Origin of the sequence: Mesorhizobium sp. M9A.F.Ca.ET.002.03.1.2 (assembly GCF_003952365.1) — a bacterium.
In the GTDB taxonomy this organism is placed as follows: domain Bacteria; phylum Pseudomonadota; class Alphaproteobacteria; order Rhizobiales; family Rhizobiaceae; genus Mesorhizobium.
In genome coordinates this window covers 5196711-5218076 of record NZ_CP034443.1, presented here as the reverse complement: position 1 = coordinate 5218076, position 21366 = coordinate 5196711, and the positions used below count along the sequence as shown (strand labels likewise).

Annotated in this window: 18 protein-coding genes and 1 pseudogene; 10 read left to right on the top strand and 9 right to left on the bottom strand. The window is 63.1% G+C overall.

All coding sequences use genetic code 11. From position 1 onward, the window contains the following. The first annotated feature begins 52 nt into the window (after window positions 1-52). A complete protein-coding gene (locus tag EJ066_RS31530) occupies window positions 53-394 on the top strand; it encodes a hypothetical protein (protein WP_189644361.1) in 342 nt (113 codons plus the stop codon). Next, window positions 367-845: pseudogene (locus tag EJ066_RS25310) on the top strand (galactose-1-epimerase); the annotation flags it as partial. The gene EJ066_RS31530 and the pseudogene EJ066_RS25310, both read left to right, overlap by 28 nt. A gap of 97 nt (window positions 846-942) precedes the next feature. On the opposite strand, the gene EJ066_RS25305 reads toward EJ066_RS25310, so the two are convergent. Further along, window positions 943-1686, bottom strand: coding sequence for an amino acid ABC transporter ATP-binding protein (locus tag EJ066_RS25305; protein ID WP_189644560.1), 744 nt, complete (start codon window positions 1684-1686; stop codon window positions 943-945). A gap of 243 nt (window positions 1687-1929) precedes the next feature. Here EJ066_RS25305 and EJ066_RS25300 point away from each other — a divergent pair, with 243 nt between their 5' ends. Next, a complete protein-coding gene (locus EJ066_RS25300; protein WP_126039676.1) occupies window positions 1930-2901 on the top strand; it encodes an IS481 family transposase in 972 nt (323 codons plus the stop codon). Here the strand turns inward: EJ066_RS25300 and EJ066_RS25295 are convergent. The 4 genes from EJ066_RS25295 to EJ066_RS25280 are packed head-to-tail and all read right to left on the bottom strand — an operon-like array spanning window position 2898 to window position 7444. Continuing rightward, window positions 2898-3986, bottom strand: a complete 1089-nt coding sequence (locus EJ066_RS25295; RefSeq protein ID WP_245454976.1) for an amino acid ABC transporter permease — start codon at window positions 3984-3986, stop codon at window positions 2898-2900. The two genes, EJ066_RS25300 and EJ066_RS25295, sit on opposite strands and share 4 nt — an antisense overlap. Before the next feature lie 2 nt (window positions 3987-3988). Then, on the bottom strand, window positions 3989-5104 hold the full coding sequence (locus EJ066_RS25290) for an ABC transporter permease subunit (RefSeq protein WP_126042679.1): 1116 nt from the start codon (window positions 5102-5104) through the stop codon (window positions 3989-3991). A 59-nt stretch (window positions 5105-5163) separates the two neighbouring features. Beyond that, window positions 5164-6198 carry a transporter substrate-binding domain-containing protein gene (locus EJ066_RS25285; RefSeq protein ID WP_126042678.1) on the bottom strand — a complete coding sequence of 345 codons (1035 nt, stop codon included), beginning with the start codon at window positions 6196-6198 and terminating at the stop codon, window positions 5164-5166. A 31-nt stretch (window positions 6199-6229) separates the two neighbouring features. Continuing rightward, window positions 6230-7444: a PLP-dependent transferase gene (locus EJ066_RS25280; RefSeq protein WP_126042677.1), complete on the bottom strand. Its 1215-nt coding sequence runs from the start codon at window positions 7442-7444 to the stop codon at window positions 6230-6232. Window positions 7445-7522: 78 nt separating this feature from the next. Here EJ066_RS25280 and EJ066_RS25275 point away from each other — a divergent pair, with 78 nt between their 5' ends. After that, the gene (locus EJ066_RS25275; protein ID WP_126042676.1) at window positions 7523-8419 is read left to right on the top strand and encodes a LysR family transcriptional regulator; all 897 of its coding nucleotides are present in this window, start codon (window positions 7523-7525) and stop codon (window positions 8417-8419) included. A 388-nt stretch (window positions 8420-8807) separates the two neighbouring features. Continuing rightward, a complete protein-coding gene (locus tag EJ066_RS25270; protein ID WP_126042675.1) occupies window positions 8808-9596 on the top strand; it encodes a thioredoxin family protein in 789 nt (262 codons plus the stop codon). 164 nt (window positions 9597-9760) lie between these two features. Here EJ066_RS25270 and EJ066_RS25265 read toward each other — a convergent pair whose 3' ends face one another. After that, window positions 9761-11701: an EAL domain-containing protein gene (locus tag EJ066_RS25265; protein WP_245455235.1), complete on the bottom strand. Its 1941-nt coding sequence runs from the start codon at window positions 11699-11701 to the stop codon at window positions 9761-9763. Window positions 11702-12074: 373 nt separating this feature from the next. Here EJ066_RS25265 and EJ066_RS25260 point away from each other — a divergent pair, with 373 nt between their 5' ends. Further along, window positions 12075-13115, top strand: a complete 1041-nt coding sequence (locus EJ066_RS25260; protein WP_126042674.1) for a class I SAM-dependent methyltransferase — start codon at window positions 12075-12077, stop codon at window positions 13113-13115. A 227-nt stretch (window positions 13116-13342) separates the two neighbouring features. Here the strand turns inward: EJ066_RS25260 and EJ066_RS25255 are convergent, their stop codons facing one another. Then, window positions 13343-14272, bottom strand: coding sequence for a sugar kinase (locus EJ066_RS25255; RefSeq protein WP_126042673.1), 930 nt, complete (start codon window positions 14270-14272; stop codon window positions 13343-13345). A 60-nt stretch (window positions 14273-14332) separates the two neighbouring features. Between EJ066_RS25255 and EJ066_RS31525 the strand changes: the two genes are divergently transcribed. Genes EJ066_RS31525 through EJ066_RS25245 form a run of 3 tightly spaced genes read left to right on the top strand, consistent with a single transcriptional unit; the run spans window position 14333 to window position 16147 of the window. After that, a complete protein-coding gene (locus EJ066_RS31525; RefSeq protein WP_189644585.1) occupies window positions 14333-14566 on the top strand; it encodes a hypothetical protein in 234 nt (77 codons plus the stop codon). Beyond that, a complete protein-coding gene (locus EJ066_RS25250) occupies window positions 14485-14934 on the top strand; it encodes a FixH family protein (protein ID WP_126042672.1) in 450 nt (149 codons plus the stop codon). The genes EJ066_RS31525 and EJ066_RS25250 overlap by 82 nt, the downstream gene beginning before the upstream one ends. A gap of 13 nt (window positions 14935-14947) precedes the next feature. Next, entirely contained in the window at window positions 14948-16147 is a 1200-nt protein-coding gene (locus EJ066_RS25245) for a cytochrome c peroxidase (protein WP_126042671.1), read from the top strand. 212 nt (window positions 16148-16359) lie between these two features. On the opposite strand, the gene EJ066_RS25240 is transcribed toward EJ066_RS25245, so the two are convergent. Next, window positions 16360-16629 carry a GIY-YIG nuclease family protein gene (locus EJ066_RS25240; protein ID WP_126042670.1) on the bottom strand — a complete coding sequence of 90 codons (270 nt, stop codon included), beginning with the start codon at window positions 16627-16629 and terminating at the stop codon, window positions 16360-16362. A gap of 211 nt (window positions 16630-16840) precedes the next feature. Then, the gene (locus EJ066_RS25235) at window positions 16841-17293 is read right to left on the bottom strand and encodes an Lrp/AsnC ligand binding domain-containing protein (RefSeq protein ID WP_126042669.1); all 453 of its coding nucleotides are present in this window, start codon (window positions 17291-17293) and stop codon (window positions 16841-16843) included. 162 nt (window positions 17294-17455) lie between these two features. Between EJ066_RS25235 and putA the strand changes: the two genes are divergently transcribed. After that, window positions 17456-21067 (top strand): bifunctional proline dehydrogenase/L-glutamate gamma-semialdehyde dehydrogenase PutA, encoded by a 3612-nt coding sequence (gene putA, locus EJ066_RS25230; protein WP_126042668.1) that lies wholly within the window; start codon window positions 17456-17458, stop codon window positions 21065-21067. Window positions 21068-21366: the final 299 nt, after the last annotated feature.

Here is a 21366-nt window from a genome sequence, read left to right as displayed (position 1 = left end):
CGGCACGTCGTCCGACTGCTCCGTAAGCCAGAAACTTGCGAGGCACGGACGGATGCAGACCGGCATCATCTTCGTGGCCTTTTGTGGCGCTGATGATCTGGTCTGCCCCAACCACCGCGTAGAGCCGGGGGATTTAGAAGCAGGTCTTCTTCCCACCATAGCCCCCGATTGCAACCAACTCAGCCGGGCTCTCTGTCACCTCAAAGGAGTAACTAAGAGAATGTCTATGGATCGTTTCCCGGTTGGATTGGAAATGGATGTCACCTATTCGAACTTCCAGGTCAGTCTGACGCTCATGTCAACTTCGCAATTGAAGTTCGAGATCAAGGAGGGACCATTCGCCCGGATCGAGCGCGTCGATATTCAGCCGGCGATATCCTCGACCACCGGCTGATGCTGAACGCCGGCGCCTACCTGCCGGTCGATGGCGACCTGATCCCGACCGGCGTCGTCAAGCCGGTCGACGGCACGCCCTTCGATTTCCGCCAGGCGCGGCCGTTGCGCATGGAGAACGAGGGCGAGCAGTTCCCTACGACGAGAATTTCTGCCTTGCCTCGACGCGCGGGCCGCTCAGGCAGGCATCCTGGGCGCAAGGGGCCAATTCCGGCGTCGAGATGGAATTGTGGACCACCGAGCCGGGCGTCCAACTCTATACCGGCCAGTATCTGGCGCCGCCTTCGCCGGGACTCGAGGGACGCCGTTACAAGGCTTTTTCCGGCTTCTGCCTGGAGCCGCAGGTCTGGCCGGACGCGCCGAACCGGCCATATTTCCCGCAGGCCACGCTGTGGCCCGGCCAGATCTATCATCACGTGACGGAATACCGGTTCAGATTGCCTGGCGCATGACACGGAAGCCGGAATCGATTCCTTGCTACGCTCCGTTCGGTTTGGACAGGATCATGTCCGCCGTCCCCGTCTATGTCGTTGGGAACGCGGGAGTTAGCTAATGCAGGATCTGGGCCAGAAATAGCTTGCTGCGCTCGTGGCGCGGGCTCGAGAAGAACTCGGCCGGTGTGTTGATCTCGACGATTTCACCCTGGTCCATGAAGACGACACGGTCGGCCACCTGTCGGGCGAAGCCCATCTCGTGGCTGACACACAGCATTGTCATGCCCTCTTCGGCCAGCGAAACCATTGTGTCGAGCACTTCCTTGACCATTTCAGGGTCGAGCGCCGAGGTGGGCTCGTCGAACAGCATGATCTTCGGGCTCATGCAAAGCGAGCGCGCGATGGCCACCCGCTGCTGCTGGCCGCCTGAAAGCTGCCCGGGATATTTGTGCGCCTGATCCGGGATCTTCACGCGATCGAGATAGTGCATGGCGACCTGCTCGGCTTCCTTGCGCCGCATCTTGCGCACCCAGATCGGCGCCAGCGTCAGGTTTTCCATAATGGTGAGGTGCGGGAACAGATTGAAGTGCTGGAACACCATGCCGACGTCGCGGCGGATTTCATCGATCTTCTTCAGGTCGCCGGTCAGTTCGATACCGTCCACGACGATGCGGCCCTGCTGGTGCTCTTCCAGTCTGTTGATGCAGCGGATCATGGTCGATTTGCCTGAACCAGACGGTCCGCAGATCACCAGTTTTTCACCGCGTTGGATGGTTAGATCGATACTTTTCAATACGTGGAAGGCCCCGTACCACTTGTTCACGCCGACCATCTCGATGGCGGTGGGATCGTTTGTCATGGGCAGGGATGGAACGTGCCGGATGGCGGATACGGAAGTCGACATTGCAGCATTCCTAGGGTTTTGCAGCCAAGTGGAATCACTTGGCGTCGCAAAAATGCGGCTAAAACAAATAGATAGAGCGGGATGCCCAGTTCAATTTGAACGCATCCCGCTCTAGTTGTGAGTTTCCAGAAGGTTGTCCATTCGGGCCCGACCGAGGAGACTGGAGTTACCACACTTCAGATTCGTCGGAGGACCCGAATGAACATTCATAAGAATGCCCGTCTCACGCCGCTTCGTCGAGAGGAGATGGCGCTTGCGGTCATGGAAGGCGACCTTTCCCAAGCCCAAGCAGCGTTGAAATTCGCGGTGACGGCGAAGGTCGTGAAGCGATGGGTCGAGCGTTACAAGGCCGAAGGCCGTGCCGGCATGGTCGACCGCTCGTCGCGACCCAGGCGCAGTCCGAATGCGACCGAACGGGCTGTGGCCGATCGGATCGTTGCGCTGCGGCGCCAGCGCCTCACGGGCAAGCACATTGCAAGTGTGGTCGCCGTCTCGCCGGCGACGGTGAGCAGGGTGCTGGCGCGGGCCGGGCTGTCGCGGCTGAAGGACCTTGAGCCAGCAGAGCCGGTGCGTCGATATGAGCGTGACGAGCCGGGCGACATGATCCACATCGATATCAAGAAGCTCGGCCGTTTCGACCGCATCGGCCATCGCATCACCGGCGATCGCACCGGCCAAAGCAATGGCCGGACTTCCCGTAAAGGCGGCGCGGGCTGGGAGTTCGTCCACGTCTGCATTGACGATGCCTCCCGCATCGCCTTTAGCCAGATCCTGCCCGACGAGAAAAAGGAAAGCGCCGTCGCCTTCCTCAACGCCGCCATCGCCTACTATGCCAGCCTTGGCGTCACCACCTCACGGGTCATGACCGACAACGGCGGCTGCTATAAAAGCCGCGCCTTCCGCGCCGCCTGCAAAGCCCTCGGCCTCAAACACATCCGAACCAAGCCCTACACGCCCAAGACCAACGGCAAGGCCGAACGCTTCATCCAGACCGCGCTCAGAGAATGGGCCTACGCAAGAGCCTACACGACCTCAGATCGCCGTGCTGCCGAGCTGCCCGTCTGGCTGCACCGATACAATTGGCACCGCCCGCATGGCAGCCTAAAATCCAAAACACCCATCAGTCGCCTCGGATTGTCCGAGGACAACCTGTTGAGGCTCCACATCTAGTGAGCGGCCGGGCCTCGCCGCTCCAGGAAATCGGCGAAGCGGGCGAAGGAGAAGGACAGCGCAAAGAAGATCGCGCCAATGAAGAGAAAGGTCTTGGCGGCCGGCGACGGCCATTCGGGGTCGGCCAGTGCAGCCTTGCCTGAACTGATCAGGTCGAACAGCCCGATGACCAGGACAAGGCTCGTATTCTTGATCATAACGATGATGGTGTTGGCGAGCGCTGGGATCACCACCCGGATGGCTTGCGGCAGGATGACGAGACGTTGTGTGCGCCAAAAGGGCAGGCCGAGCGACGCTGCTGCCTCATACTGCCCGTTCGGAATGGCCTGCAGGCCGCCGCGGATCACTTCGGCGAGATAGGCAGCCGCGAAGATGGTGAGCGCGACAAGCGCGCGCACGAATTTGTCGGGCAGTAGCGCCTCGGGCAAGAACAGCGGCATCATGATCGACGCCACGAACAGGATGGACAGCAATGGCAGTCCACGCACGGATTCGATCAGCACCACCGCGCCGACCCGGACGGCCGGCAGCGTCGAGCGCCTTGCCAGCGCGAGCAGGATGCCGACCGGAAAGGCGATGCCGATGGCGACGATGGTCAAGATCAGTGTCACCGGCAGGCCGCCCCAGGATGAAGTCGGCACTTCGGCCAGTCCGAAGCCTCCCCCCATCAGCCAGAAGATCAAAATGAACGCCGCCACCCAGAGCGCCAGCAATCGTGACGTCCAGCTCGCCGGACGCACCGACCAGCCGAGCAGCGCCAGAATGAGCAGGCAAACAATGGCTGGGCGCCAGCGTTCGTCGAACGGATAGATGCCGAACAGAAGTTGGCCGGATTTGGCATAAATGAAGCTCCAGCAGGCGCCAGTGGCTGCTCGGCAGGCATTCGGGTCGGGGTCGAAGAGCACCGCATCGATCACCAGCCAGCGCAGCATGGGCGGCACGGTGACGAACAGCAGCGCGCCGAACAGCAGCGTGAGCGCAGCGTTGAGCGGTGTGCCGAACAACAGCTTGGCGGGACGCCGCAGGCCGGCGAACCGGAAATGGTCCGGCCCTGCCTTGGAGGACATGGGAAGGGACATGGCCATGGTCACCGCTCCACGATGGCGATGCGGCGGTTGTACCAGTTGGCCGCGCTCGACAGGGTAAGATTGAGGGCGAGATAGGCGCCGAGGATGATGAAGACGCCTTCGATCGAGTGGCTGGACTTGCTGATGATGGTATTCATCACCGCGAGGAAGTCCGGGTAGCCGACGGCGATCGCCAGCGTCGAATTCTTGACGACATTGATGTACTGGCTGTTGAGCGGCGGGACGATCACCCGCAGCATCTGCGGGATGACGACCAGCCGCAGGATCTTGCCACGTGACAGGCCGAGCGAATGGCCGGCGTCCCACTGGCCACGACCGACCGACAAAACACCGCCGCGTACGATCTCGGCCACGAAACCGGTGGTGTAGATCGTGAGGCCGACGAGGATGGTGCTGAGCTCGGGCGTCAGTTCACTGCCGCCCCGGAAGTTCGAACCCGTGAAGACCGGGAAATCGACGGCGAAGCGAATATCGGCGAGCCACAGTCCCACGACGCCGGCAGCCAGGATCGCCGGCACAACCAAGGGCGACAAGCGACCACTCCGGGCGAGATCGTAGCTGAGCGCGGCGAGCGTCAGGGCGAACAGGATGATCAGTGTGCCTGTTATACCGATGTCGATGCTGAAGGCCGGCACGACGAAGCCGCGCATCGATGCGTAAACACCGGGCAGCGGATTCAGCGCTTCGCCGACCGGCGGCAGCACCTTCCACCACAACGAATAGAGGAAAATCAAAAGGACGATCGGCGGTGAGTTGCGGGCTATTTCAACCCAGACCCGGCAGGTACCCGCTGCCAGGGGATTGCTGCTCAGCCGGGTGATGCCGACGACCAGGCCAAGGACGGAGGAGAAGACGATGACAAGAGCGGAAATGAAGACCGTGTTGGCCAGCCCGACAACGATCGCCCAATAGTAGGGATCGCGCGATTTATAGGTGAGGATGGCCTCGGAAATGATGATCCTGGACGGCATCGTCAGGAAATCGAAGCCAATCGGGATACCGCGCGCCCTTAGATTGGCGAAGGTGGTGGAGACCAGCAGCGCAGCGCAAGCGATGACAGTCGTCACCAACACGCTTTGAATGATGATCGATCTGGTCTTGGCTTCGCTTAGCATACCGGCCTCGGTTCTTCAGTTGAAGGGAAGGGCGCGCGCTCGGCACGCCCGACCAAGGCTCAATCCCATGGGAAGGGATAGTTGAGACCGCCGTCTTTCCACAGCGCATTCATGCCGCGTTCGACCTTGAGCGTGCTGTCCTTGCCGAGGTTCCGGTCCCAGATTTCGGCATAGTTGCCCATCTGCTTGATGACGTTGTAGGCCCATTTGTCGTCCAGCCCGAGCGGCGCGCCAAAGCCGGGCTCTTCGCCAAGCACCCGTTTGATCTCCGGATTGCCCGCAGCGAGCTTTTCATCGACGTTCTGCGCGGTGATGCCGTTGGCTTCGGCCCAGAACAGAGCGTTCATTGTCCAGCGCACCACGTCGAAGAGCTGGTCGTCGCCGCGCGCGACAGCCACGCCATTGGGTTCAGCGGCGTGACCGACCTTGAGGATGTCGTAGTCGTCCGGATTCTTGGCCACCGAGGCACGCTGGCCTGCCGCGGCGGTGCCGTCGGTTACGTAGGAGTCGCAACGACCACCGAAGAAAGCGTCACGCGCCTGAATGGTCGAGTCGTAGTAGACCTTCTTCATGGAAATCCCGAATTCTTCCTCGGTTTCCTCAATGGCCTTTTCGGTCAGGGAGCCGCCGCCCTGCAGGCAGACGGTCTTGCCGTCGAGCAGTTTCGGCTCAGTGATGTTGTCGGCCTTGCGCACCAGCACACCGTCCGTGTCGTAGAGGTTGATCCAGACGAAACGGACAACCGTATCCCGGGTAAATGTGATGGTGGATGTGCGCGACAGAATGTCGATCTCGCCCGTCTGCAGTGCCGGGAAACGTTGGCCGGCATTGAGGGGCACATAGCGGATCTTATCCTTGTCGCCGAGGATAGCGACCGCGAACGCGCGGCAGATGTCGGAATCGAAGCCGCGATAATAGCCTTTCTCGTCCGGGCGCGAGAGACCTGGCACGCCTTGGCTGGCGCCGCAGCTCACATAACCGCGCTCCTTGATCTTGTTGACGACGGCCTGCGCCGACACCTCGCCGACGCCGGCGGCCAGACCCACTAGTCCGATCGCGATACCGGTGATCCATTTCAAACTTCTGGTTTTCATCGTTATTCCCCTTGTTTTGTTGAGTTTGGCGTCACTCGGCAGCCTTGGCATCGGCCAAGGCAACTCCGTTCTGCAGGGCTTCGGCAAAAAGGTCGAAGGCTTGGGAAAGATCGGCCAGCAGGTCGTCGGGTGCCTCGAGGCCGATCGATAGGCGCCAGACCGGACCACGCTTCAGCCAATCGGGGCTGGGCCGATCTCTTCGCGGATCACTGATCGCGATCAACGAATGCACACCGCCCCAGCTCGCGCCCAGCCTGAACAGGCGCATGCGACCGAGAACTTTGGATTGGAGCGAGGCCAGTTCCGGCCGTAGCACGAAAGAGAACACCCCCGCCGAACCGGCGAAGTCGCGTTTCCAGATAGCATGGCCGGGATGGTCCGGCAGGCTCGGGTGCAGGAGCTGTGCGATTTCGGCCCGCCCCGACAGCCACTCCATGATGCTGCGGGCCGTGGCGTCGGCGTGTCGCATGCGCACCGGCATGGTCATCAAGCCGCGCTCGCACAGCGCGCAGTCCTCTGGCGAAACGCCGTAGCCGAGAAATCGCGCCGTATCCTTGAGGCGCCGGAACAGAGCCTCATCACGCACGGCGACCGAACCCATTAGCAGATCGCCATGGCCGCCGGCATGTTTGGAAAGCGCTTGCATAGAAATGTCGACGTTGTGGTCGAGCGGCTTGAAAAGCAGGTGCGAAGCCCAGGTATTGTCCGCCGCCACCAACGCGCCGGCCTTGTGAGCTACTCCCACGATGGCCGGCACGTCCTGCACCTCCAAGGTGGACGAGCCCGGCGATTCCATCCACACCAGCCGTGTCGTGTCGTCAAGCAGCGCAGCTATTCCAGCGTCGAGCCGGGAATCATAGGAAACGGCGTCGATGCCGAGCGGCCCTAGAAAACGGGCCATCATGTCGCGCGCCGGACCGTAAAGTGTTTCAGGCATCAGCACCCGGTCGCCGCCGCGGCAGGTGGCCATGGTCGCCAGCACGATGGCGGCCATGCCGGACGGGACGACAAGCGCGCGCGTCGCGTGCTCCAGCACGGCGATATGATCTTCCAACTGACGGCTGGTCGGCGTGCCGTAGAGCCCGTAGCTGAAGCCGTCATACAGACGCTCGACGCGACGTTCGAAGGATTCGAGATCGTCGAAGACGACGGTCGACGCACGCTCGACGGGCATCGCCAACGACTGGAACGGCTCTTGCGAACGCATGGGAGGATGGACATGGCAGGTGTCGTCGCGCTGGGTCATAGGCAACCATAGCCATCTCGCCCATTGCTATCTATGACCGCAACGATAAAGTTCATCCGTTTTTGATATGGCCTATCCATGAACCTGCACGACGTCGATGTCTTCAACGCAATCATGATCACGCGCGGAGCTAGCACTGCCGCAACGCTGCTCGACACCTCGCAGCCAGCGATTAGCCGTTCGCTCGCGAAGTTGGAGGCCGAACTCGGCTTCAAGTTGTTCGACCGCATCCGCGGCAGACTGGTACCCACGCGCGAAGGCGAACTTTTCCATGCAGAAGTGAAGGCTAATCTAGTCGGTCTCGATCGGCTGAAGCTGCGCGCGGCCCAGATCAAGGAAGTGGGCACGGGGACGATCCGCGTCGCCAGCCTTTCGGCGCTGGGGCATGGGCTAGTGCCGCGCGCCATCGTGGCCTTTTCGCGAAAGCATCGGCAGGTGCGCATCAGCTATCAGGTGCGCACCTCCAACGTGGTGCGCGATCTGGTGGCATCAGGGAGTTTCGACATCGGGCTCGCCGCAGACGAGGTGGACACGAGCGGTGTGATCCACAGCGTCTTCAACACGCCGCGCGCGGTTTGCGTGATGCCGAAGAACCATCGGCTGGCGGAGAAGGCGGTGATCACGCCAACCGATCTCGCCGACGAGGCGTTCCTGGCATTGTCACCGGAGGACACGGTGCGGGTTGCGATGGACAAGGTCTTCGCCGCGTATGGCGTGCGCCCGCGCATCCTGATCGAGACCCCCTATGGCCTAACGATCGCCATTCTTGCCGCAAAAGGCATGGGAGTCGGCCTGGTTAATCCGTCCGTTATCGCCGACCGCATGATTGCCGGCATTATCGCAATACCGTTCGAGCCGGCGGTCCATTTCCGCGCGCTGATCCTGCGACCGCCAGACGGCATCAACTCGGCTCTGATTACCGATTTCACGGCGGAACTCTATGCCGCGCGCAATGCGCTGTCGACCGAAGAGTAGGAAGCACGGTCCAGAGGCGAGGCAGCGCCAATACCTGTCCAGCATAAGATAAACGAGTTCCTCGAAACCGTTAAAGTTGGCCGCTGGCCTGCGCTTGCGCGACAGCGGCGAACAGACTTCCGCGCGGCTTGCAAACCCCGATCGCCGAAGTAGCGCAATCACATGCGCGCAACGCCACGCGGTTCAAAACGCCGAGGGGTCACCCGCTTCCAGCGCACGCCGCGGCCGTCATCAGCGGCTCCATCGGAATAACGCCACACTTGTTACTCCCACCGTCCGCTTTCCGGTGCCAAACTATCTCACGACCAACAGCGAGCGACGAGCAGCGAATGGAATCGCGCTTCAGCCACGAGGCGCGGGCATTCGCCAAATCAGGAGGTTTTGAGCCATGACTGCATCAGCCGAGAACGGACGGAAAAGCGGACAGCCTGCCATGCACACGCCACCGGTGGTGTCGCCGCAGGCGTGGGAGGCGGCCCGCGAGCAGTTGCTCGTGAAGGAAAAGGCCCAGACCCGCGCCCGTGACGCCCTGGCCGCCGAGCGGCGGCGGATGCCGTGGATGGCGGTGGAGAAGACGTATGCGTTCGAGGGGCCCGGCGGAAAGGCGAGCCTGCTCGACCTGTTCGAAGGCCGCCGTCAGCTGATCGTCTACCGCGCCTTCTTCGAGCCCGGCGTGTTCGGCTGGCCCGACCACGCCTGCCGCGGCTGCTCGCTCGGGGCCGATCAGGTCGGCCACCTCGCCCATCTGAATGCCCGCGACACCACCCTCGTATACGCCTCGCGCGCACCGCAGGCGGACATCGCGCGCCTCAAGGCGCGAATGGGCTGGGAGATGCCCTGGTACACCATCACCGACAGCTTCGATGCCGACTTCGGCGTGGACGAGTGGCACGGCCACAACGTGTTCATCCGCGACGGCGAACGGGTGTTCCGCACCTACTTCATCAACACTCGCGGCGATGAGGCGATGGGGACGGTCTGGAGCTATCTCGACGCGACGCCGCTCGGCCGCCAGGAGGTCTGGGAGGATTCGCCCGAGGGCTATCCCCAGACCCCGACCTACAAGTGGTGGAACTGGCACGACAGCTACGCCGCGGATCCAGCAGCCGACAAGAAGTGGGCCGAGGTGTCGGAGGCCGGAGAAGCGGCGTTCCGGGAGGCGAGCACGAAGCCATGAGCCAGGCTGGTGGGGTGTAGCGCGAAGCTACGTCGGGCGGTCGCGAATGTCCGGAACCGGCGCTTCAAAAGATGCACGCACTCGCCAAGACAAATCCGCTGGACCATCTGCTGAGGGAGGCGCGGCGACGCCGACTTGCAGGAGTTCAGATCGCCCGCCGCTGTTCATGCGGACTTGACAAGTGAAAGTGAGCGTTTGTGGGTAGTCGGCCTCGCGCGGAACCTCGTGGCGGGAACGGGACGGCCGAGATAAAAGCCTTGGACTTCATCTATGCCAAGTTCGCGTACAAGGGCCATCTGCTCGTCGGTTTCCACCCCTTCGACCAGGATTTTATGGCCGCGATTTCTGACCAGGGCAATAATGTCCTGCAGCATCGCCTTGCCCCTCGGGGCGCCGCAGTCATGAAGAAATGAGCGGTCGATCTTCACCGTATCGAAATCGATCAAACGAAGCCATGAGAGGCCCGCGAAGCCCGTCCCGAAGTCATCAAGCCAGATCCTGATCCCCAGCAGCTTCAGGTCGCTGATACAGCGAAGAATGTCGGAGTGTATCTCCATCTCCAGCCCTTCGGTGATTTCGAAGGCCAGCCTGCTGCCGGCTACGCCAGTGTCGCTCAAAATGGTCGCAACGGAAGCTGCGAAGCCGGGCGTCTTGAGCTGAATTGGAGAGACGTTGACACTGACGACACGGACGTGATCCTGCGCCAGGAGCTCAGCGCACACCGTCCTTATTGCCCAGCGCCCGAGCGCCAGGATCGCGCCAGTTCGTTCCGCCACGGGAATGAACAGGCTCGGCGGAACCGATGTACCGTCCAGCATGTTGAGGCGCATCAGAGCCTCGACGGCTTCAACTCGGCCGGACACGACATTCTGGATTGGCTGATAGACGAGTGAAACGAGATCCTGGCCGATCGCGATCTTCAGCAAAGCCGCAATGTTCTCGCTCTCGTCGCTGCTCTGGGGATCGTTTGGATCGAACAGCCGGGCACAATTTCGACCGCCTGCTTTTGACAGATAGAGCGCGCGATCGGCCTCGTGGATGATCTTCTCCAGCTTGGCGCCAGTCTGCGGCCTGGTGAATGCAGCGCCAACGCTCACCGTCACAACCGAGGTGCCGTCCCTGCGATGCTCATGGGCAATCGCGAGGTTCTCCACCGTGCTTCGAATGGCTTCCGCGATATCCGCGACCTGTTCTCTTTTCTCCATGTGAGCCAGGACAATGAATTCTTCACCGCCGTAGCGGCCGATCGAGCCATTGTGCTGCTTGACCATATCGGCAAGGGCATTGGCGACAAGAATAAGGCAGCGGTCGCCTTCTTGATGCCCGTAGAAGTCATTGAACCTTTTGAAGAAGTCCACGTCGATGAGGATCGCCACAAAACCGCTGCCATACCTTTGCCAGTCGCTCCAGTAGTGCCGCAGCTTCTCGTCAATCGCACGCCGATTCTCCAGCCCCGTAAGCGGATCGGTTCTCGACAGGTTCAACAGCGCCTGTCCGCGTTCAGTGGCTTCCTTGTGCTGGATTTTGGCCTCGAGGGCGTTCAGGAAGACGTTGTAACGCTCCTGGTTCAGCTTCCAGTTCACGTAGGACGTGAAAACGAAGCATGAGAGATAGAAGGTGCCGAAAGCGATCTGATACGACGTGTCGTGCGGATAGAGGACCACCATGGCCAGGAAGAAAACGGAAAACACAAGGCTCGAGGTTATGACCGACAACTGAAATTGAAAGCTGAAAAACAGGTTCGCGCCCATCATGAAAATGGCGCCGAAAACCATGTAGTACGACATGTTTACCGTGTGCTCGGTCATCATCGACGGGACGAGCCAGATCAAATATCCGAGGAAGACGGCCGCGGCGCAGAGCCGGTCCAACCAGGCGGATCTGCCGTTCCAGCGAAACAGCAACTCGAATATCGACAACATGACCACGCCGAACGTGAAGCGCGCGGCGACGGTGTAGGCCGCGACGTCCGGCACCAGCAGGATATCGGTGATCGAGAAGAGCATGTAGACGAGAAACGAGGACCAGATCCCTAGCCTGGTCGCCTTCGTTCCGTATTCGTCGTGGTACTGCCGGTAGAGAACGGGAAGCTCATCCCGCGACAGTTGGCGCCGCTGCGGCAGACCTTCTTCGACACGATCGGTCGACGGTTCTGGCACGGACTGACCCAGCGGATTGCCCCCTCGCGCAACGCGATTTGTTACACTTCTCGGTTGGACGGCGTTCGACCTCGATGTTCGTCGCACGCCAGACAGACTGATCCCCCGACCCGACCGCAACTCGTTTCAGGCTCCAACGAGACCACCATAGCAGATGCCTCATTACCGAAGGTTCTTCGGGATTACGCCAATTTTCATCAAATATTCGGTGGCAACGGGCGCCGGCTGCGACCGTACAGGAGAATTTGCTTTCGTCCTCCTTGGCAAACGCTTTCATTTAGCCGTAAGGTTAATGGAGTATTAACATAAAGGTTACAGTATGAATCAAATGTCGTTCGACGGGGAAAGTCTTATCACTCCCGAAGCAATCGCGGACGCGTTGATTTCCCCGCGCCGCCCCCGTCGGCATGACGAGCAGTTCGAAGCCGGCAAGGCCGAGCTGGCGCTGATCCTGGGGTTTGCCGGGCAAAGGTTCGAACGGGAGAGCGACACGGCCGCGATCATCAATCGCGCCAATGTCGATCTGCATGCATTGCGCGGCAAGCTGCATCCGGCGGTCTGGCAGGAACTCATCCCGATCGCCCAGAACCACCCGGCCCTGGAGTTCTTCCTGCAGGATCCTTTCACGCGCTGGTCGTTCGAAAAGCCCAGGGGGTATTCGGGCGACGCCCATCTGCTTGACTTCATCTACGGCCATCCGAGCGTCGCGGCGGAGATCGCCGGCGCCAGCCCGCTCGGGAAGGCGCTTTACGACAGCACGAAGGATTCCCTTTCCTCGAACGCCGTGAGGGAGCGGCGCGATCTCCTGGCGCGGCATGTCGACGAAACCGCGGCTCTTCAAGGGCGGGAGACGGAAATCCTCACCATCGCCGCGGGACATCTGCGCGAAGCCGATCGTTCCGCCGCCCTTCGCGAAGGGCGGATCAAGCGGTGGATTGCACTCGATCAGGATCCCCAGAGCGTCGGATCGGTCGCGCGCGACTTTCGCGGAACAGCCGTTGAGGCGCTCGACGGCTCCGTTAGTGGCCTGCTGACCAACGCCTACGAACTCGGCCGGTTCGATTTTATCTATGCGGCGGGTCTCTACGATTACCTTACCCACAAGGTAGCCGTTAAGCTCACCCGGTGCTGCCTGCACAAGCTGAAGCCGGGCGGGACCTTTCTCTTCGCCAATTTCTCGCCGGAAATGATCGACGACGGCTTCATGGAGACGGTCATGAACTGGGCGCTGCTGCAGCGCTCGGAGGCCGATATGTGGAACATCATCAATGCCAGCGTCGACCGCAACACCGTCGAGGCGCAGGTGTTCTTTGGCGAGAACCGCAACGTTCTGTATGGCGTCATCGAAAAGCGCGGATAGCGACCAGCTTGGGCTGCACGCCAGCGGACGTGAAAACCTCAAGCACTTTCGGCCGGAGTATTCACGCGTGCGGCTAATGCATGTCGCGCAAAAGTGTGCAGCGGTTTTGCGATAACGACATGTATAAAAACAAGAACTTAAAGCGCGTCGCATGAATCCGTTCAAACGCGACGCGCTTTAGCAGCGATGGCTCGCACCAGCGGAGCGGAGTTCGACCTCCGCTCTCATCAGCCTGCCTGATCTTCGAACGCCGCCCTCAGCGTCTCGAACGGCGCCAGCGCGCCGCGCACCTGGACGACGCTTGCTGCGACGCGATGCGCGCGCAGCACGGCCTCGGCCGGGGCATGGCCGGCAAGCCGGGCGGCGAGATAGGCGCCGTTGAAGGAATCGCCGGCGCCGGTCGTGTCAACGGGGGCGGCGACATGCACGGCCGGCACGGATTGCGACGCTCCGTTCGCGGCGATCAACGCCGGCTCCTCGCCGTTCTTGACGACGACTTCGCCGACCAATTCGCCAAGCCGTTGCGCGGTTGCCCGCGGCGTTGCGTCGCCGAACAGCATCTGCTCGTCGGGAAAGGTCGGCAGCGCGATGTCGGCGACTGCGAGCGCATCGAGGATCGCGGCCTGCGCTTCCTCCTGTTGGCGCCACAACCGTGGCCGGTAGTTGGGATCGAAGGCGACAAGTGAGCCGGCGGCGCGTGCCTTGGCCGCAACTGCCAGCAATGTCTTGCGCGCGGCGTCATCCAGAATTGCCAAAGTGATTCCGGAAAAGTAGACAAGCGCCTGATTTTCAAGGCTTTTCTCCAAGGCCGCCGCGTCGGAGGCAAGCTGCCTTGCGGCCGCGTCGCCGCGCCAGTAGGTGAAGGAGCGTTCGGCGCCGGTCAGCGTGATCGCATAGAGGCCGGGCCGTGCGCCTGCTATGACCGGGCTGGCGCCGATGCCGATGCCGTTTTGCGCGAAGAAATCGATCTGGTCGCGCGAGAACGGGTCGTCGCCGAAGGCCGAGACATAGGTCGCCGGCCGGTCGCCGCTCAGCGCATGCAGCGCCCACAGCGTGTTGAACGTGTCGCCGGCAAAACCCATGCGCCAGTTCGGCCCCGCCTGGCCTGAAAGTTCGAGCATGCATTCACCGATCGAGGCGACGCCTATTCCAGTCATGAATCTCTCTCTCCTGGTGCATGTCGTCCAAAAGCGCGCAGCGGTTTTGGGGGTAACGACATGCACGAAACCAAAGACTGCGCTGCTGTAGCTTTTTGCGGCTGGCAGCGCCATGCTTGGCGTCAGCGGATTTTGCGCCAGATGCGTTTTCTCAACGGCGCGGCGGGACGCGATCTGCCCACCAAGACGTTATCTCTGGAGAAGGAACCGGTTTGGCATCGTTATGGCGTTATGTTCTGGCAGGTCTTGGTCTGGCTGCCTTGCTGGCTGGCATTCTTGCCGCCGTCTATCTGACCGTGCCGCAAGCGCCGCAGCGTGCCGGCTCCGAGATTGCCCGCTCGAAAAAGACGACGAACGGGTTGTTCGTAGCCAGTTTCGAGCCGGAGCGGGGCGTTATCCGGCAAGGCGAGCTGCAATCCTGGCTGCTGACCCTCAAGACAGTTGCGGGAGCCCCGGTGGAGGGCGCCGCGATCACGATTTCCGGCGGCATGCCGCAGCACAGGCACGGTCTGCCGACCAGCCCGCAAGCGACCGATTATCTCGGCGACGGGTGCTATCGCATCGACGGGGTGAAATTCACGATGAGCGGATTGTGGCAATTGCATTTCGCCATTTCCGCGGCGGCCGGATCCGACACGGTCGTCTTCAACGTGCTGCTGTGAGAGCCGGAGCAAGATGAGCCGCCTTTCGCGTCTTCTCGCGCTGCTGGCGATGGCCGTGCTCGCCGGCTGCGGCAAGCCGGCGTTTTCCGATGCCGAGAAGAAGACCATCGCCTCGCTGGCGCTGTCGGCGCTGCCACCGCTGAAGACCGACACCACCAACCGCTTCGCCGATTTGCCGGCCGCCGCCGCCCTTGGCTCGACGCTGTTCTTCGACGTCGGGATGAGCGGCGACGGCATGGTTTCCTGCTCGACCTGCCACAGAATAGACCGGCAGTTCCAGGACGACCTGCCGCGGGCGGTCGGCGTCGGACGCACCAACCGGCGCACGATGCCGCTGGCCGGCGTCGCGCATGATCCATGGTTCTTCTGGGACGGGCGGCGCGACAGTCTTTGGGCGCAGGCGCTGGCGCCGCTGGAAAATCCGCTGGAGCAGGCCGGCAACCGCGCCGCCTTCGCGCACTATATCAAGGCGCGCTTCGGCGAGCGCTACGAGCGCATCTTCGGGCCGCTGCCCGACCTTTCCAAGGTGCCGGCCAACGCCAGCCCGCTCGGCAACGCTGCCGAGAAGGCGGCGTGGAACGCCATGCCCGCTGCGCAGGCCGAGGGCGTCAATCGCGTCTTCACCAATATCGGCAAGGCGATCGCCGCATTTGAGCGGTCGATCGCGCCGCCGCGGACGCGCTTCGACCGGTTCGCTGCCGCCTTGGCTACCGGTATACAGCCGCAAGGTGACGATGCCTTTTCGCCTGAGGAAATCCTCGGGCTGAAGCTGTTCATCGGCAAGGCCAATTGCGTGACCTGCCATACCGGGCCGCGTTTCACCGACAGCGGCTTTCACAATACCGGCGTGCCGCCGGTTGCGAATTTGCCGCCGGACCGCGGCCGCGTCGACGCGGTACGCCAAGTCGAGGCCGATCCGTTCAACTGTTTCGGCGCCTTTCGCGATGGCGACGCCGGCGCCTGTGGCGAGCTGCGCTTCATGGTCAAGGCGGGACCGGAGCTGATCCGCGCCTACAAGACGCCGTCGCTGCGGGGTGCGGCCACCCGCGCGCCCTACATGCATGCCGGGCAGTTCTCGTCGCTCGACGAGGTGGTGGCGCATTACTCGAAGGCGCCGGCAAGTGTCGAGGGCGTGTCCGAGGTCCACCCGCTGCAGCTTTCAGACCGCGAACGCGCGGCTCTGGTGGCGTTCCTGAAGACACTGGCGGATTGAGTTTTGGGGTTTGTCTGCGATACGCAGGAGAGATTCGCGATAATTCCTGTCAGCGGCTAATTTCAGTGGCAGGTCGCAAACCTCCGGGATTGGCCGAACCATTTCCTCCCTTCGTCATCCCAGGGCGGAGTAAGGAGCGAAGCGACGCGGCGCAGACCCTGGGATCCATGCCGTTACCTCGCGGCAGTGCTCCAGCGGCTAAGGACCGAACGCTACCAACCCGTTCCGCGAAAAAGCTCGAACCACTCTGGATTGGCCTTCTCGATCAGTTCGATCTTCCACTGACGCGGCCAGCGCTTCAGCGACCTCTCGCGCTGGATGGCATCGCGAATGTCGAAATGCTCCTCGTACCAGACCAGACGCTGCACACCGTAGCGGCTGGTGAAGCGCGAGCCTTGGCCGGATTTGTGCTCCGGCATGCGGCGACCGAGATCGTTGGTGACGCCGATGTAGATCGTGCCGCGCTTCTGGCTCGCGGTCATATAGGTGTAGCCGGTCGTGGTGGAAGGGTAGCTGTCGCCGTTGCGGATGCAAGCGCCGTTCTGGGCCGCTGCATTCTTCGGCGGAGGTTACGGCATGGATCCCAGGGTCTGCGCGACGGAGCTTCGCTCCTGCTCCGCCCTGGGATGACGAAGCGCAGTGGCCGGTGGCCAATCGCAGATGTTGCAGGGTCAATCCTCTATGCGGAGGCGCCTACCGATCCTTCACCGTCTCCATCGCCACGAAGGTCGAGGTCTGGGCGACGTGGGGCAGGGCGGAGATGCGCTCGCCGAGAACGCGGCGATAGGCGGCGATGTCGGTGGTGCGGACCTTCAGCAGATAGTCGAAGCTCGACGCCATCATGTGGCACTGCTCGATCTCCGGCACCGCCTGCACGGCGCGGTTGAAGGCGTCGAGCGCGGCCGAACGGGTATCGGACAATTTCACCTGGACGAAGGCGACATGGCCTTCGCCCATGCGCTCGCGGTCGATGATCGCCTGGTAGCCGCGGATGACGCCGTCCTTTTCCAGCCGCTTGACCCGCGCCTGCACCGGCGTCTTCGACAGGCCGACCTTTGCCGCCAGTTCCGACATGGAAAGCCGCCCATTGCTGCCCAGCGCCGACAGGATGTTCCTGTCGATGCGGTCCAATTGGTCTTCTGTCATCGGATTCGTGGTCAATCTGGAGAAAAACAGCCCGAATGATAGATCAATCGACCTATCCTGTCGATTTCTTTGGACCGACTGAAATCGGGCTTTGTGCTAGCTTGCGCCATTCGGTCCGGTGACCGCCGGCCCGCTCCCTGTTGCTCGCTCCATAGGACCGCCATGCCAGCGCTCGATGCCATCCGCCAGCAGATCCGCGCCAATTATTTGCCCGACGAAGACGAGGCCGTGAAGCGGCTGGCCGAGGCGACGGAGCTTTCGGGGAAAGACCGAAAGGCGATCTCGGCCCGCGCCGCCGATCTGGTGCGCGCGGTGCGCGGCTCGTCCGATCCGCGGCTGATGGAAGTCTTCCTGTCCGCCTATGGCCTGTCCACCAAGGAGGGCGTGGCGCTGATGTGCCTTGCCGAGGCGCTGTTGCGGGTGCCCGACACCGAGACGATGGACGACCTCATCGCCGACAAGATCGCGCCGCACGACTGGTCGGCGCATTCGGGCGGCTCGAGCTCGATTTTCGTCAATGCGTCGACCTGGGCGCTGATGCTGACCGGCCGGGTGCTCGACGAAGGCGAGGGCGGCATCGAAGGCACGCTGCGCGCCATGGTGCGCCGGTTGGGCGAGCCGGTCATCCGCAAGGCGGTCGCCGCAGCGATGCGCGAAATGGGCGAGCAGTTCGTGCTCGGCCGCACCATCGCCGAGGCCGTCAAGCGCGGCCGGCAGATGACCCAGAAGGGCTATCTCTATTCCTTCGACATGCTGGGCGAGGCGGCCCGCACGGAGGCCGACGCCTTGCGCTATCTCAAGGCCTACGCCGACGCCATTTCCTCGCTCGATGCCGGCGCCAACGGTCCCGACATCCGCCAGAACCATGGCATCTCGGTCAAGCTGTCGGCGCTGCATCCGCGTTACGAAGTGGCGCAGAAGGAAAAGATGCTGCCTGTCATGGCCGAGCGGCTTTTGTCGCTGGCGCTGGCGGCGCGCCATTCGCGCATGGGCCTCAACGTCGACGCCGAGGAGGCCGACCGTCTCGACCTGTCGCTCGACGTCATCGAACGGGTGCTGGCCGAGCCGGAGCTTGCCGGCTGGAACGGTTTTGGCGTCGTCGTCCAGGCCTATGGCCCGCGCGCTGCCTTCACCATCGACTGGCTCCATGCGCTGGCGAAGAAATATGACCGCACCATCATGGTGCGGCTGGTCAAGGGCGCCTATTGGGACACCGAGATCAAGCGGGCGCAGACGCTTGGGCTCGACGGCTATCCGGTCTTCACCCGCAAGGCCAACACTGATGTCTCCTACCTGGCCTGCGCGAAGAAGCTTTTGTCGATGACCGACCGCATCTATCCGCAATTCGCCACCCACAACGCCCACACGGTCGCCGCGATCCTGTCGATGGCGACGAACCGTGACTCCTTCGAGTTCCAGCGCCTGCACGGCATGGGCGAGGCGCTGCACGAGACGGTACGGCGGGCCGAGGGCACGCGCTGCCGCATCTATGCGCCGGTCGGCGCGCATTCCGACCTGCTTGCCTATCTGGTCCGCCGGCTGCTCGAAAACGGCGCCAACTCCTCCTTCGTGCACCAGCTCACCGATGAGGAGGTCGAGCCGGAGGAGATCGCTCGCGACCCGCTCGAAACGGTCGAGAAGCAGGGTCCCGCCGCCAACCCGGCGATCGCCCAGCCGTCGGCGATCTTCGGCGCCGGCCGCCGCAATTCGAAGGGGTTCGACATCACCGACACCGTCACGCTGGCTTCGATCGAGACGGCCAGGGCGGCGTTCGCAGGACCGGATCGCTGGCACGCCAAGCCGATCACGCGGGCCGCCGGCTACGGCAAGCAGTGCCCGGTGGTCAATCCGGCAAAGCCCGACGAGGTGGTCGGCACGGTAACCGAGGCCACCGCCAAGCAGGTCGCGACCGCCGTGCGCATCGCCGTGGAAGCGCAGCCGGCATGGGCGAAGCGTGCCGTTGCCGAGCGCGCCGCCATCCTCAACCGCGCCGCCGATCTCTATGAGGCGAACGCCGTCGAGTTCTTCGCGCTCGCCACCCGCGAGGCCGGCAAATCATTGGCCGACGGTGTCGCCGAAGTGCGCGAAGCGGTCGATTTCCTGCGCTATTACGCAGCCGAAGCCGCCAATGCCGAACCGGGCACGCAAGCGCGCGGTGCGATCGCCTGCATCTCGCCGTGGAACTTTCCGCTCGCCATCTTCACCGGCCAGATCGCGGCGGCACTCGTCACCGGCAATTCGGTCATCGCCAAGCCGGCCGAGCAGACGCCACTGATCGCCTTCCGCGCCGTCGAATTGCTGCGCGAGGCCGGCGTGCCGGAAGACGTCATCCAGCTTCTGCCCGGCGACGGCCCCTCGGTTGGTGGCCCGCTGACCGCCGATCCGCGCATTGCCGGCGTCTGCTTCACCGGCTCGACCGAGGTCGCCAAGCTGATCGAAAAGCAGTTGGCCGAGACCGCCGCGCCCGACGCCATGCTGATCGCCGAGACCGGCGGGTTGAATGCGATGATCGTCGATTCCACCGCGCTTCCCGAGCAGGCGGTGCGCGACATCCTCGCCTCGGCTTTCCAGAGCGCTGGCCAGCGCTGCTCGGCACTGCGCGTGCTCTATGTGCAGAAGGACGTCGAGAAGAAAATGCTGGAGATGCTGAAGGGCGCGATGGAAGCGCTCAGCGTCGGCGATCCCTGGCAGATCTCCACCGATGTCGGCCCGGTCATCGATGGCGAGGCCCAAAAATCGATCCGCGACTATTGCACCAGGATGGGCCTGCAAGGCCGGCTGATCGCCAAGCTCGAAGCGCCGAAGAACGGCCGCTTCGTCGCGCCGCATGTCTTTCGGGTCAAGGGCATCGAGGACATGGAGCGCGAAGTGTTCGGGCCGGTGCTGCATGTCGCCGCGTTCGACGCCGACGACGTCGATGCGGTCATCGCCGCGATCAACCGCAAGGGTTATGGCCTGACCTTTGGCCTGCACACCCGCATCGAAGGCCGCGCCCAGCATTTTGTCGACGGCATCCATGCCGGCAACATCTACGTCAACCGCAACCAGATCGGCGCCGTGGTCGGCTCGCAGCCGTTCGGCGGCGAAGGGCTTTCCGGCACCGGACCGAAGGCCGGCGGGCCGCACTATCTCAGGCGCTTCCGCAAGGGGCCGGAAGCGGGCTCGCCTATCCTTGACGGCCGCAAGGTGACGGCGACCGAACTCGCCGACAATCTGCCGGATCCGGCGCTGGGCGACTGGTCGACGCGGGCGGACCGCGTGGCCGTGCTCAGAAAGCACTTGCGCGGCAAGGGTGCTGCGGCCGTCGGTGCCGCCGCCGGCATCGATTTCGGCCAGGTCGACCTGCCCGGACCGACCGGCGAGGCCAACACGCTGTCGCTGTCGCCGCGCGGACGTGTGCTCTGCCTGGGGCCGGACGCCGACACGCTGCTTGCCCAGGCGATCCAGGCGCTCGCGGCCGGCAATGCGGTGCTGGCCGTCGCGCCGGGTGCGCCGGCGGCACTGTCGGCGCTGACCGGCAAAGGCCTGCCGCTGGCGGCCATAGACGGCCGCCCCGACCCGGTCGAGGCGCGCTCGCTGCGCGTCGACGTCGTCGCCTTTTCCGGCACGCCCGAGGCCGCGCGCATCGTGCGGAAAGTTATCGCCGACCGCGCCGGCCCGATCGTGCCGCTGGTCAGCGAAGTGCTCAACCCGGCGGCTTATGCTCATGAAAGGGCTGTCTGCGTCGACACCACGGCCGCGGGCGGCAATGCCAGCCTGCTGGCCGCGGCCTGAGGTTCAGCCAGCTATGTTTCGTTGCTCGTAGGGCATGGCAATTACGTCGCCGGCGAAACTGCCAATCCCCCGGGAGAGGGGGTACTGTCCAGGGTGCTGTCCCTCCGACTTCTCAAGACCTGGGTTCCTCGCCCCCGCCAAAGGCGGGGGAGAGGTGGCCGCGAAGCGGCCGGAGAGGGGGCTTTCGTCGGGCGCGGTTCCCCCTCTCCGTCTCGGCTTCGCCGAGCCACCTCTCCCCCACTTCGTGGGGGCGAGGAACCCAAGCTGGAATGAAGCCGCGATCCTCCCCTTGCCCTGCC

Excerpts from the sequence above, each read along its gene's own strand:
- EJ066_RS25245 (WP_126042671.1), top strand. The coding sequence starts at position 14,948 with ATGAGCCGCCTTTCGCGTCTTCTCGCGCTGCTGGCGATGGCCGTGCTC.
- EJ066_RS25240 (WP_126042670.1), bottom strand. The coding sequence starts at position 16,629 with ATGACCGCGAGCCAGAAGCGCGGCACGATCTACATCGGCGTCACCAAC.
- EJ066_RS25295 (WP_245454976.1), bottom strand. The coding sequence starts at position 3,986 with ATGGCCATGTCCCTTCCCATGTCCTCCAAGGCAGGGCCGGACCATTTC.
- EJ066_RS25275 (WP_126042676.1), top strand. The coding sequence starts at position 7,523 with ATGAACCTGCACGACGTCGATGTCTTCAACGCAATCATGATCACGCGC.
- EJ066_RS25285 (WP_126042678.1), bottom strand. The coding sequence starts at position 6,198 with ATGAAAACCAGAAGTTTGAAATGGATCACCGGTATCGCGATCGGACTA.
- EJ066_RS25255 (WP_126042673.1), bottom strand. The coding sequence starts at position 14,272 with ATGACTGGAATAGGCGTCGCCTCGATCGGTGAATGCATGCTCGAACTT.
- EJ066_RS25300 (WP_126039676.1), top strand. The coding sequence starts at position 1,930 with ATGAACATTCATAAGAATGCCCGTCTCACGCCGCTTCGTCGAGAGGAG.
- EJ066_RS31525 (WP_189644585.1), top strand. The coding sequence starts at position 14,333 with ATGCACGAAACCAAAGACTGCGCTGCTGTAGCTTTTTGCGGCTGGCAG.
- EJ066_RS25280 (WP_126042677.1), bottom strand. The coding sequence starts at position 7,444 with ATGACCCAGCGCGACGACACCTGCCATGTCCATCCTCCCATGCGTTCG.
- EJ066_RS25235 (WP_126042669.1), bottom strand. The coding sequence starts at position 17,293 with ATGACAGAAGACCAATTGGACCGCATCGACAGGAACATCCTGTCGGCG.
- EJ066_RS25270 (WP_126042675.1), top strand. The coding sequence starts at position 8,808 with ATGACTGCATCAGCCGAGAACGGACGGAAAAGCGGACAGCCTGCCATG.
- EJ066_RS31530 (WP_189644361.1), top strand. The coding sequence starts at position 53 with ATGCAGACCGGCATCATCTTCGTGGCCTTTTGTGGCGCTGATGATCTG.
- putA (WP_126042668.1), top strand. The coding sequence starts at position 17,456 with ATGCCAGCGCTCGATGCCATCCGCCAGCAGATCCGCGCCAATTATTTG.
- EJ066_RS25290 (WP_126042679.1), bottom strand. The coding sequence starts at position 5,104 with ATGCTAAGCGAAGCCAAGACCAGATCGATCATCATTCAAAGCGTGTTG.
- EJ066_RS25260 (WP_126042674.1), top strand. The coding sequence starts at position 12,075 with ATGAATCAAATGTCGTTCGACGGGGAAAGTCTTATCACTCCCGAAGCA.
- EJ066_RS25305 (WP_189644560.1), bottom strand. The coding sequence starts at position 1,686 with ATGACAAACGATCCCACCGCCATCGAGATGGTCGGCGTGAACAAGTGG.